Genomic DNA, 14,038 nt, shown 5'->3' with positions numbered 1-14,038 from the left:
CTAGCCGGGCCGCCGGATCCGATAGAGGCCCACATCGATGGCGCCTGTGCGGAAGCCGCCCTCGCAATAGGCCAGGTAGTAGCGCCACAGCCGCTGGAAGCGCGCATCCAGCCCCATTCCCGCCATGCGCGGCTGCGCCGCCAGGAAGCGCGCATGCCATTCGGCGAGCGTGCGAGCATAGCTCTCGCCGAAGCATTCCGCATGGTCCAGCACCAGGCCGGCGCGCGCGATCTCGGCCCGCAGCACGGAAGGGGAGGGCAGCATGCCGCCGGGGAAGATATGCGTCTGGATGAAATCCGCCCCCTGGCGATAGGCGGCGAAGCGCTCCTCCGCGATGGTGATGACCTGCAGCACCGCCAGCCCGCCTTCCACGAGACGCGCGCGCAGCGCCGCGAAGAAGACGGGCCAATAGGCCTCGCCCACCGCCTCGAACATCTCGATGGAGACGATGCGGTCGAAGCGCCCGGCCTCGTCGCGATAGTCGCGCAGCGCGAGCGCGGCGCGTGGCGCGAGGCCCGCCGCCGTGAGCCGCGCGCTGGCATGGGCCAGCTGGCGGGGGGAAAGGGTCAGCCCGGTCAGCCGCGTGCCGGGCACCGTCCGCAGCAGCCGCTCCACCAGCCCGCCCCAGCCGATGCCGATCTCCAGCACCGACTCGCCGCCCTGCATCTCCAGCAGCGCGATGGCCCGGTCCTGCTTCGCGGTCTGCGCCGCCTCCAGCGTCTCCTCCGGCCCGTGATACAGCGCGGAGGAATAGGACATGCCTGGGTCGAGCCAGGCGGCGAAGAAATCGTTGCCGAGGTCGTAATGGGCCAGGATGTTGCGGCGGCTACCGGCGTGACTGTTGCGGCGCAGCCGGTGCCGCAGCCGGTTCCACGCCCGCGCGAGGCGCGAGCCGCCGACCAACGGGTCGACCGTCTCCGCATTGACGCAGGCCAGGGCGATCAGGCTGGCGGGATCGGGGCTGGACCAGTCGCCGTCGCCATAGGCCTCGGCGAAGGCGACATCGCCGCCCCAGGCGAGGCGCCGCAGCGCGCGCCATCGATGCAGCGTCAGCATCGCCTCCGGCCCCGGCACCGGGCCGTGATGCTGCCAGGTGGATCCGTCAGGCAGCAGGATGGTCAGGCTGCCGCGTTGCAGGCCGGCGGCAAGCCGGCGCAGCAGCGCGCCCCGCAGGCTGGGACGCCGCTGCTGGGCGGCGGCTTGCTGGACGATCGCGCGCATCGCCGGCTCAGCTTGATGTGATGGCCGGGCCGGGCGGGGCGAGGGGATGTGCACGCGGGAGCAAACCTGGAGATCTGTTCGGAGTCGGTCCGGCCCGCTGTCGCACCGTCCGTGTCGCGGGCCGCGCGCCAGTCAGGCGGGGTGCCTCAGCGGCGCGGCCGGGGCGGGGCCAGCGGGGTGGTGCGGCGCGGGGCGATGGCGCTGCGCGTGGTCACCGGGCTGCGCGCGGCGCTGCGGCTGGTGGCCGCGGTGCCTCGGGTGGCGGTGCGGACCGTGGGGGTCGGCGCGGCGGCGCGGCGGGCGGGCTGTGCTGCCGGGCGGGGGCTGGTCGCGGCCGCGCAGGCGGCAGCCGGGCGGGGCGCGGTGCGGGCCGCCGCCGGGCGCGGTGCCGTCCTGGCGGCCCGGGCGCTGCGTGCCGCCGGGCGGGCCGGCGTGGCCCGGGCGGCGGAGGCGCTGCGCGCGGCGGGGCGGGGCGCCTGCCGGGTCGCGGTGCGGGTCGGCGCCGTGGCGGTGCGGGCCGCGGCGCGGGGGCTGCGGCTGGTCGCCGCCTGGGCCTGGCGCATCACCAGCGGGGCGGCCGCGGCCTGCGCCATGGCGGCGCGTGGCGTCGCGCCCAGCCGATCAAAACCCTGGTCGAGCAGCGCCGTCATGTGCTGGTCGCGCTCCACCCAGGAACTGCCACCGAACACCGCGCCCACCACCCGGCGCCCGTCGCGATTGGCGCTGGTGACGATGTTGAAGCCGCTGGCGCGGATATAGCCGGTCTTGATGCCGTCCACGCCCTCATAGCTGGTCAGCATGCGGTTGTGGCTGCGCAGGCGCAGGCCGCGGAAGGCGGCCTCGGTGCGGCCGAAATAGTGGTAGCGGTCGGGGAAATCGAGCATCAGCCGGCGGCCGAGCGTCACCATGTCCCGCGCCGTCGTCACCTGGTCCCAGTCCGGCAGGCCGGAGGCGTTGCGGAAGGTGGTGCGCGTCATGCCCAGTTCGCGGGCGCGCTGCGTCATCATCTGGGCGAAGCGTTCCTCGCTGCCGCCGAGCAATTCGCCGAAGGCCGCGGCCACGTCATTGGCGGATTTGGTGACCAGGGACAGGATGCCCTGCTCCACCGTCACGCTGCCGCCGGCCGGGATGCCAAGCTTGGAAGGCGGGCGGGACGCCGCCTCCTCCGAGATCGGCACGGCGGAGCCGAGCGAGAGGCGGCCGTCCCGCAGCGCATCGAACACCATGTAGAGTGTCATCATCTTGGTGAGCGAGGCCGGATGCCGCGTCTCATCCGCATTGGCGGAAACCAGGATGGTGCCATTGCGGTGGTCCACCACCATGGCGGCATAGCGTTCGCTGCCGATCTGCGCCTGGGCAGGCGAGAGCGCGGCGAACAGACCGGCCGCCAAGGCGACCAGCGGCGCGAGCCGAATGAACATGGTCGAAGACCCCCCGGGCAGCACACCCCCCGTGCGCCGCCAGAGCATGCAGGCTAGCGGTCCTGCGTCCCGCCTGTCCACAGGGGCGAATGCAGAACATCCTGTTACTGCAAGCACTTGGGCGGCGCGGCTGCAACGGAACGCTCGGCGAGCGGGCGGTGTTAAGGTCCCTTAGCGATTCCAGCATGCGCGACAAAATTATGCTGCACCGCAAAATCTCCTTGCATCTTCCGTGCGGTGGGCGATATGTGGAGCCTGTGCTGCACCGCAGCATAACGCGCCGAGCGACGCCTCCGGCTCCGGCCCTGGCGGTCGAGTTGGTGGGGCCTGAAAGGTCCCGCAAGGCGGCGCGGCGAGGAGTGAGGACGAAGGCCGTGGATAAGGCAGTGCGCCGCGGACGCCGCGGTGTGGCGAAGAACAGCCCTGGAACCGGGCCGAAGGTTCCCGCGATCCGGCCTGACCGGCGCGACACCGAGGAGGCCGATGTCATGGCGACGGAACCGAACGCCGAGACCACGCGCGAGGTCGCGCTGGTCGAGACCCCCACCGACCAGGTGGCGGAGACTGCCACGGAGAGCGTGGCCCAGATCACGGTCGAGGCGGCCAGCGAGGCCGTCGAGACCGCCGACGTGACCATCAACAAGACGATCGAGGAGGGCGCCAGCCAGGCGCGCATGACGATGGAGCAGGGTATGCAACAGGTGACGAAGACGGCCGAAGGCTTCTACAAGGCAGCCGAGGAGGCCGCGGAGTTCGGCCGTGGCAACATGGAAGCCTTCACCAAGGCGACGCAGGCCCTGACGGCCGGCTTCCAGGACCTGGGCAAGCAGTATTTCGCGATGTCCCAGGCCCTGTCCGAGCACGCGATGGAAAGCGCCAAGGCGCTGTCCGGCGTGAAGAGCCTGAAGGAGGCCACCGACATCCAGGCCGCCTTCGCCAAGGCCTCCATCGAGCGGACCATGTCCGAGACGGCGAAGCTGCAGGAAGCCGCCTACCGCCTGGCCGAGCAGGCCAGCGCGCCGATCACGGCCCGCATGACGCTCGCGGCGGAGAAGTTCTCCCGCCCGCTCGCGGCCTGATTGAGGCTTCCGGCCCGGCGGGGGTTTTCCCCGCTGGCCTGGTCGTGACAAAGGCCCGTCCGGGTCGCCGACTGCCCGGTTGCGGGCGGTGGGCGACCCGGGCGGGCCTTTTCGCCGTTTTGGCGGTTCCTGTTGCCCGGCTCTTCGCGGAGCGGTAACCCAAATCAGGTCTTCTGCACGGAGAAATGCGTCAAGCCCTTTCCGTGCGCCCCCGCGCTCCGATATCCTACCAGATGAGGCACCCGGCCAAGGCCCCCGATGCGACAGGGGGCGGAGGCCCAGCCAGGCAACCAAGGCAGGCATGAGCGACACCGACAAGCGCCCCGGGCAAGGCAATCCGGGGCAGGGCAGCAACGGCGGCGACAACCCGACCACGGGCGTGGTGGTCAAGGCACGTCCGCGCACGCGCAAGCCCGCCATGTACAAGGTGCTGATGCTGAACGACGACTACACGCCGATGGAATTCGTCGTGCATGTGCTGGAACGCTTCTTCCAGAAATCGCGGGAGGAAGCGACCCGCATCATGCTGCACGTCCATCGCCGCGGCGTCGGCGTCTGCGGCGTCTTCACCTATGAGGTGGCTGAAACCAAGGTGACACAGGTCATGGACCTGGCGCGCCAGAACCAGCATCCTCTGCAATGCACCATCGAAAAGGAATGATCGGTGGTGCGTCCCGTCCAGGACCCTTCGAAGTGTTGGACCCTTCGAAGTGTTGGGCGGGGGCTGGCCCCGGGCAGGGGGAGCGACCACATTGAGGGCAACCCGCGCCGGGATTCGTTTTTGAGTTTCCCGGCCACCCGATAGGGAGCGTCAGACCATGCTGTCCCGCAACCTCGAGCAGACGCTCCACCGCGCCCTCGGCCTCGCCAATGACCGCCGGCACGAATATGCGACGCTCGAACACCTGCTTCTTGCCTTGGCCGATGATGTCGATGCCGCCACCGTGCTCCGCGCCTGCGGGGTCGATGCCGACAAGCTGAAGCGCGACCTGGCGGAATTTCTCGACAAGGACCTCGCCGGCCTGGTTTCCGACCGCGCCGGGGACGCCAAGCCCACCGCCGGCTTCCAGCGCGTGGTGCAGCGTGCCGCCATCCATGTGCAATCCTCCGGCCGGGACGAGGTTTCGGGCGCCAATGTGCTGGTGGCGCTGTTCTCCGAACGCGAAAGCCATGCGGTCTACTTCCTGCAGTTGCAGGACATGACCCGGCTGGATGCGGTGAACTTCATCAGCCACGGCATCGCCAAGGCCCCCGGCCGCAGCACCACCCGCCCCGTCCAGGGCAGCGCCCAGACGCCGGAGGAGCCCGCCGAGAAGGAGGAGAAGCCCGCGCGCGGCAATGCCAATCGCGGCCAGGACGCGCTGTCCAACTACTGCGTGAACCTGAACAAGAAGGCCCAGGCCGGCAAGATCGACCCGCTGATCGGCCGCGACTCGGAAATCGAGCGCACCATCCAGATCCTCTGCCGCCGCACCAAGAACAATCCGCTCTATGTGGGTGATCCGGGCGTCGGCAAGACCGCCATTGCCGAGGGGCTGGCCAAGCGGATTATCGAGGGCGATGTCCCCGAGGTCCTGGCCAAATCCACCATCTTCGCGCTCGACATGGGCAGCCTGCTCGCCGGCACCCGCTACCGCGGCGACTTCGAGGAGCGGCTGAAGGCCGTGGTGAACGAGCTGGAGCAGCAGCCCGGCTCCATCCTGTTCATCGACGAGATCCATACGGTGATCGGCGCCGGTGCCACCTCCGGCGGCGCCATGGATGCCTCCAACCTGCTGAAGCCGGCCCTGGCCCAGGGCACGCTGCGCTGCATCGGCTCGACCACCTACAAGGAATACCGGCAGCACTTCGAGAAGGACCGGGCGCTCGTCCGCCGCTTCCAGAAGATCGATGTGAACGAGCCGAATCTGGAAGACGCGATCAAGATCCTCCAGGGCCTCAAGACCAACTACGAAAAGCACCACAAGGTCCGCTACACGCCGGAAGCCATCCGCGCCGCCGTGGAGCTTTCCGCGAAATACATCCATGACCGGAAGCTGCCCGACAAGGCGATCGACGTGATCGACGAGGTCGGTGCCAGCCGCATGCTGCTGCCGGAGCACAAGCGCCGGAAGACGGTGACGCTGAAGGATGTCGAGGAGATCGTGGCGAAGATCGCCCGCATCCCCCCGAAATCCGTCAGCTCCGACGACAAGGAGACGCTGCGGAACCTGGAGCGCGACCTGAAGGGCATGGTCTTCGGCCAGGACAAGGCCATCGACGCCCTCTCCGCCGCCATCAAGCTTTCCCGGGCCGGCCTGCGCGACGCGGAGAAGCCGATCGGCAACTACCTGTTCAGCGGGCCCACCGGCGTCGGCAAGACGGAAGTGGCCAAGCAGCTCGCAAAAACGCTCGGCATCGAGCTGATCCGCTTCGACATGTCCGAATACATGGAACGGCACAGCGTCAGCCGGCTGATCGGCGCGCCCCCGGGCTATGTCGGCTTCGACCAGGGCGGGCTGCTGACCGATGGCATCGACCAGCATCCGCATTGCGTGCTGCTGCTCGATGAGATCGAGAAGGCGCATCAGGACCTTTACAACATCCTGTTGCAGGTGATGGACCACGGGAAGCTGACGGACCACAACGGCAAGACCGTCGACTTCCGCAACGTCATCCTCATCATGACGACCAATGCCGGCGCCTCCGACATGGCGAAGAACTCCATCGGCTTCGGGCGCGACAAGCGCACCGGGGAGGATGAGGACGCCATCAAGCGGCTGTTCACGCCGGAATTCCGCAACCGCCTGGACGCCGTCATCGGCTTCGCCGGGCTGTCGCAGGAAATCGTCGCCCGGGTGGTGGACAAGTTCATCATGCAGCTGGAAGCCCAGTTGGCCGACCGCAACGTGACCATCGAACTGTCCTCCGCCGCCCGCGAATGGCTCTCCGAACGCGGCTACGACCCGCTTTATGGCGCGCGGCCGCTGGGCCGGGTGATCCAGGAAGTGGTGAAGAAGCCGCTGGCGGAGGAACTGCTGTTCGGCAAGCTGGCCAAGGGCGGCTCGGTCAAGGTCGGGCTGAAGGACGGGCATCTCGCCTTCGAATTCTTCGAAGCCGCGCCCCCCGCTCTGCCCCGCCCGGAAGACAGCGGCGACGGCGAATCCGAAAAAGAACCCGAAACTGCCGAGTAGTTTTGGGACGCTGCCGCGGTCTGGTTGGGAAGGTGTCTCCTGGTAAGGGGGGCACCTTTCTGTTTGTCAGGGGGGAAGAGTGATGACCACCGATACGCGCATTGAGGATTGGGACGGCTACAGCGCCGGGCTGCGGGAACGCGGCAAGGAACTGGGCACGCTGCATCCGGAGCTGATGAAGGGTTTTGGCGCGCTGAACCGCGGCGCCTCCACCACGAAGCATATCGACGCCAAGACCCGCGAATTCATCGCGCTGGCCGTCGCCGTCACCACCCGCTGTCAGGGCTGCATCGACGCCCATGTCCGCAAGGCCAAGGCGGCCGGCGCGACGAAGGAGGAGATCGCCGAGGCGCTGGGCGTCGCCATCGCGCTGAACGCCGGCGCGGCGCTGACCTATTCGCTGCATGTGCTGGATGCGATGGACGGCACCGGGCAGGGGTAGGACGTGCAGGTCACGCCTCGCCTGCGCTAGGCTGACCTCATGCCCACCATCCAGGACCTGGACCGCCGCCTCACCGCCGATATCGCCGCCGCGCGCAAGCCGTTGCTGGTGGCCTTGGCAGAGGCCGCGCGCGGCCGGTCCTGGCACTACCTGCTGTTCGGGTCGCTTGCGCGGGGTACGGCCCGGCGCGGCAGCGACGCCGACATCGCGGTGATCGGCGCGACCGGCCGCGATCGTGCGCTGGCGGAACGCGCGGCGCGGGACGCCTGCGAGGCGCTGGGGCTTGTCCCCGATCTGGTGCTCTGGGACGATCTTGCGCCCCTGGTCCAGGCCGAGGCGCAGCGGGAGGGTATTCGCTGTGGCGCCTGATCCACGCTGGCTGCCCCTGGAGCGCCTGCGGGACGCGGCGCTGGAAGACCTCGATCTCGCCCTCACGCTATGGGAGACGCGCGGGGCGGGTGAGGTTCTTGACATGCGGATGCGGGAGAAGGCCCTGCAGAAGTGCCTTCAGGATGCCTATGCCAGCCTGGAGCAGGTCGCGCTGCGCATCCTCGCCTTGGCGGAGGACCCCAAGCCGTCTGGATCGAGTTGGCATGAGGATTTGCTGGTGATGGTCACCCGCCCCTCCTCGCGTCGTCCCGCTTTTGCCGGGATGCTGTTCCCGGAACTCGACGAATTGCGGCGCTTCCGGCACGTCGCGGTGCATAGCTATCTGGGCTTCCGGCTGGATCGCGCGGCGCCGGCTATCGAATCCGCGGCGCGACTCCGGTCGGAATTGCCGGCGGCCTTCGAACACTTCGGGAAGGCGTTCGGGCTGCTACCCGGCTAAGCTCCGGACAAAGTCCACCACTTCGGCCACCACGGGCGCCGTGGTCAGCCCGACCAGCCCCGCCCCCGGCACGAAGCCGGTCATGATGCCGATATGGCCGACCTCCGGATACAGAACCAGCCGCACCGGCCGTCGGGCGCGTTCCAAGGCGGGCGCCAATTCGCGGGAATGGATGTCGCCCACCACCGTATCGGCCTGCCCATGCAGCAGCAGCATCGGCGGTGCGCCGGCCAGCATGGCGGGGTCGGGCGCGGCCTCGATCCGCCCGGCGGGGGCGGGGGCGAAGATGCTCACCACGGGCTCGTCCGTTGGCTGCCAGGAAATCGGCGCGGCCATCAGGATGCCGCCGGCCAGGGCGCCGCGCCCTTCCGGCAGCCCGGCGGCCGCCAGCCAGCGCGGGTCCAGCGCCAGGGCGGCGGCGATGAAGCCGCCCGCCGAATGGCCCATGACGAAGACCGGGCCGCGCGGCATCTCCGGATTGGCACGCAGCCAGGCGACGGCGCGGGCCGCATCCTCGATGAAGTCGGGCCAGCGCGCCTCCGGCCACAGCCGGTAATCCGGCACGGCGACCGCCATGCCGAAGCTGGCCAGACGCCGGGCGACGAAGGCGTATTGCCCACGCCCGCCTTCCGCCCACCCACCGCCATGGATGAACACCACCAGCGGCGTCTCCGGCGTCGGCATCGGCGGCAGGGTCAGGTCCAGCCGGTGGCGGGGTAGGGGGCCGTAGGCAAGCCCCTCCACCAGCATGGTGCCGCGCCGGGGTGTGGCGAGGTTGGCGATGTCATTCGGCGAGCAGGCCGCCAGCGCCATCCCGCCGAGCGACAGCCCCGCCAGCGCGCGACGGCGGATCAGGCGCGCAACTCCTCGCCGGCCTGGATCAGGGCGCGGCGTTCCTCCTCCGTCACCCGCGGGTAGTGCAGTTCCAGCTGCTCCAGCGCCCGGCCAATGGCGGCGACGACGACCAGGCGGGTGAACCACTTGCGGTCCGCAGGCACCACATACCAGGGCGCCTCGGGGGTGGCGGTGGCGCGGATCGCCTGTTCATAGGCGTCCTGATAGGCGTCCCAATGCGCCCGCTCCCGCACATCGCCGGCGTTGAACTTCCAGTTCTTCTCCGGCTCCTCGATCCGTTGGAGGAAGCGCCAGCGCTGTTCGTCCTTGCTGATGTTGAGGAAGAACTTCAGCACCACAGTGCCCTGCCGGCCGAGATAGCGCTCATAGGCGGCGATATCCTCCAGCCGCTGCTCCCAGATCTTTTCCGTCCGCAGGCGCGGCGGCAGCTTTTGCGAATCCAGGATGGCGGGGTGGATGCGCGCCACCAGCACTTCCTCGTACCAGGACCGGTTGTGGATGCCGATCTGGCCGCGGCTGGGCAAGGCGGTGGAATGGCGCCAGAGGAAATCGTGGTCCAGCTCATTCGCGGTCGGCGCCTTGAAGGACACCACATGGCAGCCCTGCGGGTTCACGCCGGAAAAGACATGCTTGATGGCACCGTCCTTCCCCGCCGCATCCATCGCCTGGAAGATGCAGAGCACCGACCAGCGATCCTGCGCATAGAGCATGTCCTGCTGGGTGGAGAGGAAATCCACGCCGCGCTTCAGCAGCGCCGGCGCCTCCGATTTCTTGATGTCGAGACCGGCCAGCTCATCCGGCTTGTGGTCCTTCAGGCGGAAATCGCGGCCGTCCTCCACCCGGAAGCGGGACAGGACCGATTCGATGCGCTTTTCCATGCCCGCCTGTCCTATCCCCGTCGTTCCGGCCGCAGCATCACCAGGCCGGCCGCAAGCTGAAATGCCACCGTCATCGCCATCGCCCAGCCATAGCCCGCCGAGGCCCAGCCGCCATCCGCCATGCGCGGCCAGAGGTCCAGGATCCAGCCGATGGCGTTCTGCAACAGGAACACGATCCCGAGCATCGCGACATTGATGGCGGTGGCCACCCTTCCGGCCAGCTCCGCCCCGAAGCGCTGGCCGATCGCGGCATAGCCCGCCGGCCCCGCCGAGCTGAACAGGGCAAAGAGGAACCAGATCGCGCCAAGCGCCGCCTGGTTGCCTGGGGGATGCGCGATCAGCAGGACCTGCACCAGCACGATCCCCGCCATGGACAGCCAGGGCACCAGCATCGGGTGCAGCCCGCGCCGTTGCAGCAGGGACGCCGCCTGGCCGGTGCCGACGCTGCCCAGCATCAGCCCCGCCGCGTAGCACAGCAGCAGCAGCGCCCGCCCGGCATCCCCCTGGCCGCCCACATCCCGCAGCCAGGGTCCGGCCCAGAGGCCCTGATAGGTGAAGTTCATCGCCGAAAGCAGCGCGACGGAGGGGGCGAAGCGCAGGAAGGTCGGGTGGCGGAAGATGCGCCCGAACTCCGCCACTTCCGCGGTGAGCCCTCGGCGTGGTGGCGCCGCCGCGCCCGGCCCGCGTTCGGGGACTGAAATCCAGATCCACAGGCTGACGCCGACCGACATCAGCGCCAAAAGCGCAAAAACGCCGCGCCAGCCGATCAGCGGTTCCAGCAGCGCCACCGGCAGGGTGGCCGCCAGGCTGCCGAGCGAGCCGAACAGGATGCCGAGCCCCGTCATCCCCGCCACCCGGTCGCGCGGATACCATTGCGTATTGACCTTCAGCATGGCGATCAGCCCGGCCGAGATCCCCACCCCCGTCACCACCCGCCCCAGCGCCAGCCAGAATGGCCCCACCGCCAGGGCGCACATCACGAAGCCCAGGGCGGCGACCAGCCCCAGCACCGTCTGCACCCGCCGGGAGCCCCAGAGGTCGATGGCGAGCCCCACCGGCAATTGCGCCGCCGCATAGGCCGCGAAGAACATCGCCGCCAGCAGGCCCAACTCGCTGGCGGACAGCGCGAATTCCAGCGCCAGCAATGGCCCCAGCGTCGCGATCATGGTGCGCGAGGCCTGGTTGACGAAGTTCAGCCCGGCGAGGGGAAGGGTGATCCGGGCGAATTGGCGCATGGCGGCGATACTGGCACGCCGGCCCGACTCAGGGGAGGCGCAGGCGGACGCTCATAGGGCAATGGTCCGACAGCGCCCAGCGATAGCGGCGCGCGCGTTCGCTGTAGGTCAGCACGGCAAAACTGTCCCGCACCAGCCAGTCCCGCGCCGGCCCGCCGAGGAACAGGTGGCTGACGAAGGCCCGCCCGCCCCGCGCATCCGCCCAGCAGGGGGAGGAAAGCCCCTCCGTTGTCCGGGTCAGCGGCGCCGCGGCTTCGAGAATTGTGAGAAAATCATCGCCCGGCGCCATGCGGCGGTTGAAGTCGCCAAGGATGGCGAAGCCCACCCCCTCCCGCGCCCTGGCCTGGGTCCAGCGCGCGAGAATCTCCGCCTGCCGTTCCAGGTTGCGGCAGTCGCGGGAGGCGTCGGGGGCGAATTCATCCTCCCGGCAGCCGGCATCCAGATGCACCGACAGCAGCCGCAGCCGCGCCCCGCCGCGCGATTCCACCAGGATATCGGCGCCCCGGCGCAGGCTGAAGCGGGCGCGCGGGATCAGGTCCAGCGCGCGGAGGTCGGGCTGGGGGGTGACGCGCAGATGCCGGCGGATGGCGAAGCCGGGGCGCTGGGTATCCTCCTCATCCGTCAGGTGGATGGTCCATTCGGCGGGATCGAACAGGCGCCGCGCCGCCGCCTCCCCATCGATTTCCTGCAGCGCCACGACATCGGCGGCGAGGCGGCTGGCATAGCTGCGCAACAGCCGGAAATCCTCGGGCGTGCGGGTTTCGAGGTTGCGCGGCAGGGCGGGGTCGCCGGCCTGTTTCAGGGTCAGCCAGGCGATGTTCCAGGTGGCGAGCTTGATCTCCTGCGCCCAGGCCGGGGCGGCGAGCAGCAGGAACAGGGCGAGAAGGAAAGGGCGCATGGGGCGCGCCTATAGCAGCAGGGCGGGGGCGGTGTCCTGTGGTGCCAGGGTGGCCTCCACCAGGGGGTGGGCACCGCAGGCGAGCAGGAAATCCGCCACGGCATCCATCTCCGCCGCATCCCGCGTCGGGTCGTGGAAGGGGCCTTGGCGGGGGCTGCCGGGCGGTACCCAGATCACCGTTTCATAGCGCGCGCGGGTCAGCAGCACGCGATAGGTGTTGCGGATGAAATCCTGGTCCTTCGCGGCGCGCTGCCAGGACGTGCCGGAAAAGGCGCGCGCCACCCAGGCACCACCCCGCCGGATGAAATCGCCACCCCAGGCGAGGCCGACCACATCCAGCTCCAGCCCCTGGCAGGCATATTCCGTCGCGGCGGCTTCCAGCGCGTCGGAGGCGCGGATATCGGGCCAACGGCGCAGGAACCAGTCCGGCACCTCCTTGGTCTCGACCTCCGCCCCCAGCCCCTCCGCCCGCAGGCGCCGCGCGCCCGCCGCACGCACCAGCCCGGCGCGACGCAGGCCCCGCGCCATGCCGCGCAGTGCCGCCCGCAGGGCGGTGAGGTCGCGGGTCACGAAGATCGGCAGGTTCGGGCCGGCGAGGCGCCGGGCTTCCGTCGCATCCCCCTCCAGCACCGCCGCCACCCAGGCGGCGCCCGAAGCGTCCCGCACGCTGCGGATCGGCACCATCAGGTCGAGGTCCGGATCCAGCGCCAGCCAATCGGGCCGTCCCTCCGCCAACCGCTGCACCGGGTCGGTCGCATCCACCACGCGCGGCGCGGCGGCGGCGCGCCAAGCCGGGTTGGCGGCGATCACACGGCCCCATTCGGCGAGGCCGGCTTCCCCGGTATTGATTTCCTGACCCTGGCCGATCAGGGCGACGATGACGGCCCAGCCGGGCCGGCGCCCCATGCTGTCCAGCGTATGGGCCGGCTCACTCATTGTCAGGATGGAGCGCTTGTTCTGCGTGCCGGCGCGCGCCTTGGCCTCGTCCCAGGCGCGCTGCGCCTCGTCGAAGACGATCAGCCGTTCGGGCGGGATCTGCGCGGGGTCGCGCGCATAGAACTCCAGGAAGTGGTGCACGTTCTGCAACTGCGCCTTCACGCGCCGCTCCGCCTCCCGCCTGTCGCAGTCGCCGCGCGCCACGGCGTCCCGCGCCAGGGCCGAGCGCAGCACGGCGACCAGCGGCGCATTGCCGGTGAGGAAGGCGGCGCCTTCCTGCCGAGACGGGCCGAAGACGGCGTTCAGGCCACAAAGCGTCTTGCCGGCGCCGGGAATGCCGGTGACGAAGACCACGACCTTCGCGGAATCCGCGCGCGCCGCCGCGATCTGCCGCGCAATGGCGTCCGCCGTAAGGCTCAGATTGGCGGCATCGGCCCGTGCCGCGGCGATCTCCGCCACGCCGTTGCGCGCATAGAGCAGCGTCGCCGCCTCGACGATATTGGGCACCGGCCGATAGGGCGCGGTGAGCCAGGCCGCGCCATCGAGCGGCAGGCCGGCGGGGCAGGCCTCCGCCACCCAGCGCAGCAGATCGGGCAGCCCGGCGCTGCCGCAGACGATCGGCTGCAGCACGCCATGCCAGAACAGGGGTGGCTGCGTCGGCGGGGTGAAGCCGCCGGGGCCGGCGACCAGCACCGGCAGGATGGGATGGCCGCGGCTGCCCTCATGGAAGTCGCGCAGGTCCAGCGCGTAATCCTCCGCCTCCGCCAATGTGGCGGGGGAGGCAGCGGCGGTCTTGAATTCCAGGCTCAGAATGGCGCGGTCGGTCAGCAGCACCGCGTCGATGCGCTTTTCCAGGCGCATCAGGTCGAATTCCAGCGCCAGGGTCCAGGCCTCGCCACCTGCCAACGCCACGGCCCGCCGCAGCGCGGAGACCTGCCCCTGCCACGCGGCCTCCTGATCCGGGGAACCCGCAAAGCCGCGCGCCTGCTGCGCCGAGGCCAATCGGCCGACAGTGTCGGCCGGCGCGCGGTTCAGCAATTCCAGACCGGTACAGGCGAACCAGGCGCGCAT

13 protein-coding genes are annotated in these 14,038 nt (G+C 69.9%); 6 read left to right on the top strand and 7 right to left on the bottom strand.

The genetic code is table 11. From position 1 onward, the window contains the following. Both JJQ90_RS05090 and JJQ90_RS05085 read right to left on the bottom strand, forming a co-directional pair. Window positions 1-1,221, bottom strand: a complete 1,221-nt coding sequence (locus JJQ90_RS05090) for an SAM-dependent methyltransferase (RefSeq protein WP_216873362.1) — start codon at window positions 1,219-1,221, stop codon at window positions 1-3. Between the two features lie 146 nt (window positions 1,222-1,367). After that, a complete protein-coding gene (locus JJQ90_RS05085) occupies window positions 1,368-2,642 on the bottom strand; it encodes a D-alanyl-D-alanine carboxypeptidase family protein (protein WP_216873361.1) in 1,275 nt (424 codons plus the stop codon). A gap of 89 nt (window positions 2,643-2,731) precedes the next feature. Between JJQ90_RS05085 and JJQ90_RS26825 the strand changes: the two genes are divergently transcribed. The 6 genes from JJQ90_RS26825 to JJQ90_RS05055 all read left to right on the top strand — a co-directional run bounded on the left by JJQ90_RS26825 (window position 2,732) and on the right by JJQ90_RS05055 (window position 8,165). Beyond that, the gene (locus JJQ90_RS26825; protein ID WP_230410338.1) at window positions 2,732-3,721 is read left to right on the top strand and encodes a phasin family protein; all 990 of its coding nucleotides are present in this window, start codon (window positions 2,732-2,734) and stop codon (window positions 3,719-3,721) included. A gap of 301 nt (window positions 3,722-4,022) precedes the next feature. Further along, window positions 4,023-4,382 carry an ATP-dependent Clp protease adapter ClpS gene (gene clpS, locus JJQ90_RS05075; protein ID WP_216873360.1) on the top strand — a complete coding sequence of 120 codons (360 nt, stop codon included), beginning with the start codon at window positions 4,023-4,025 and terminating at the stop codon, window positions 4,380-4,382. Window positions 4,383-4,539: 157 nt separating this feature from the next. Continuing rightward, window positions 4,540-6,894: an ATP-dependent Clp protease ATP-binding subunit ClpA gene (gene clpA, locus JJQ90_RS05070; RefSeq protein WP_216873359.1), complete on the top strand. Its 2,355-nt coding sequence runs from the start codon at window positions 4,540-4,542 to the stop codon at window positions 6,892-6,894. A gap of 100 nt (window positions 6,895-6,994) precedes the next feature. After that, complete coding sequence (locus JJQ90_RS05065) at window positions 6,995-7,336, top strand: carboxymuconolactone decarboxylase family protein (protein ID WP_329959394.1); 342 nt, start codon at window positions 6,995-6,997, stop codon at window positions 7,334-7,336. A 39-nt stretch (window positions 7,337-7,375) separates the two neighbouring features. Next, window positions 7,376-7,705: a nucleotidyltransferase family protein gene (locus JJQ90_RS05060; RefSeq protein WP_216873357.1), complete on the top strand. Its 330-nt coding sequence runs from the start codon at window positions 7,376-7,378 to the stop codon at window positions 7,703-7,705. After that, the gene (locus JJQ90_RS05055; protein WP_216873356.1) at window positions 7,695-8,165 is read left to right on the top strand and encodes a ribonuclease toxin HepT-like protein; all 471 of its coding nucleotides are present in this window, start codon (window positions 7,695-7,697) and stop codon (window positions 8,163-8,165) included. The genes JJQ90_RS05060 and JJQ90_RS05055 overlap by 11 nt, the downstream gene beginning before the upstream one ends. On the opposite strand, the gene JJQ90_RS05050 is transcribed toward JJQ90_RS05055, so the two are convergent. The 5 genes from JJQ90_RS05050 to JJQ90_RS05030 are packed head-to-tail and all read right to left on the bottom strand — an operon-like array spanning window position 8,154 to window position 14,038. Continuing rightward, window positions 8,154-8,978, bottom strand: a complete 825-nt coding sequence (locus tag JJQ90_RS05050) for an alpha/beta hydrolase (RefSeq protein ID WP_216873355.1) — start codon at window positions 8,976-8,978, stop codon at window positions 8,154-8,156. The genes JJQ90_RS05055 and JJQ90_RS05050 overlap by 12 nt on opposite strands. 38 nt (window positions 8,979-9,016) lie before the next feature. Continuing rightward, a complete protein-coding gene (locus tag JJQ90_RS05045; protein ID WP_216873354.1) occupies window positions 9,017-9,898 on the bottom strand; it encodes a polyphosphate kinase 2 family protein in 882 nt (293 codons plus the stop codon). Window positions 9,899-9,909: 11 nt separating this feature from the next. Then, the gene (locus JJQ90_RS05040; RefSeq protein WP_216873353.1) at window positions 9,910-11,133 is read right to left on the bottom strand and encodes an MFS transporter; all 1,224 of its coding nucleotides are present in this window, start codon (window positions 11,131-11,133) and stop codon (window positions 9,910-9,912) included. Between the two features lie 28 nt (window positions 11,134-11,161). Next, a complete protein-coding gene (locus JJQ90_RS05035; RefSeq protein ID WP_216873352.1) occupies window positions 11,162-12,031 on the bottom strand; it encodes an endonuclease/exonuclease/phosphatase family protein in 870 nt (289 codons plus the stop codon). 9 nt (window positions 12,032-12,040) lie between these two features. Continuing rightward, a complete protein-coding gene (locus JJQ90_RS05030; protein ID WP_216873351.1) occupies window positions 12,041-14,038 on the bottom strand; it encodes a DNA/RNA helicase domain-containing protein in 1,998 nt (665 codons plus the stop codon).

The sequence above is a fragment of the Falsiroseomonas oleicola genome, assembly GCF_019029495.1.
Taxonomy (GTDB): domain Bacteria; phylum Pseudomonadota; class Alphaproteobacteria; order Acetobacterales; family Acetobacteraceae; genus Falsiroseomonas; species Falsiroseomonas oleicola.
This window is presented reverse-complemented; position numbering and strand designations above follow the sequence as displayed.

Bases quoted from the DNA above. Each gene is read 5' to 3' on its own strand.
- JJQ90_RS05045 (WP_216873354.1), bottom strand. From the start codon at position 9,898: ATGGAAAAGCGCATCGAATCGGTCCTGTCCCGCTTCCGGGTGGAGGAC.
- JJQ90_RS05040 (WP_216873353.1), bottom strand. From the start codon at position 11,133: ATGCGCCAATTCGCCCGGATCACCCTTCCCCTCGCCGGGCTGAACTTC.
- JJQ90_RS05030 (WP_216873351.1), bottom strand. From the start codon at position 14,038: ATGCGCGCCTGGTTCGCCTGTACCGGTCTGGAATTGCTGAACCGCGCG.
- JJQ90_RS05035 (WP_216873352.1), bottom strand. From the start codon at position 12,031: ATGCGCCCTTTCCTTCTCGCCCTGTTCCTGCTGCTCGCCGCCCCGGCC.
- clpA (WP_216873359.1), top strand. From the start codon at position 4,540: ATGCTGTCCCGCAACCTCGAGCAGACGCTCCACCGCGCCCTCGGCCTC.
- JJQ90_RS05090 (WP_216873362.1), bottom strand. From the start codon at position 1,221: ATGCGCGCGATCGTCCAGCAAGCCGCCGCCCAGCAGCGGCGTCCCAGC.
- JJQ90_RS05060 (WP_216873357.1), top strand. From the start codon at position 7,376: ATGCCCACCATCCAGGACCTGGACCGCCGCCTCACCGCCGATATCGCC.
- JJQ90_RS05050 (WP_216873355.1), bottom strand. From the start codon at position 8,978: ATGGCGCTGGCGGCCTGCTCGCCGAATGACATCGCCAACCTCGCCACA.
- clpS (WP_216873360.1), top strand. From the start codon at position 4,023: ATGAGCGACACCGACAAGCGCCCCGGGCAAGGCAATCCGGGGCAGGGC.
- JJQ90_RS05085 (WP_216873361.1), bottom strand. From the start codon at position 2,642: ATGTTCATTCGGCTCGCGCCGCTGGTCGCCTTGGCGGCCGGTCTGTTC.
- JJQ90_RS26825 (WP_230410338.1), top strand. From the start codon at position 2,732: ATGCAGAACATCCTGTTACTGCAAGCACTTGGGCGGCGCGGCTGCAAC.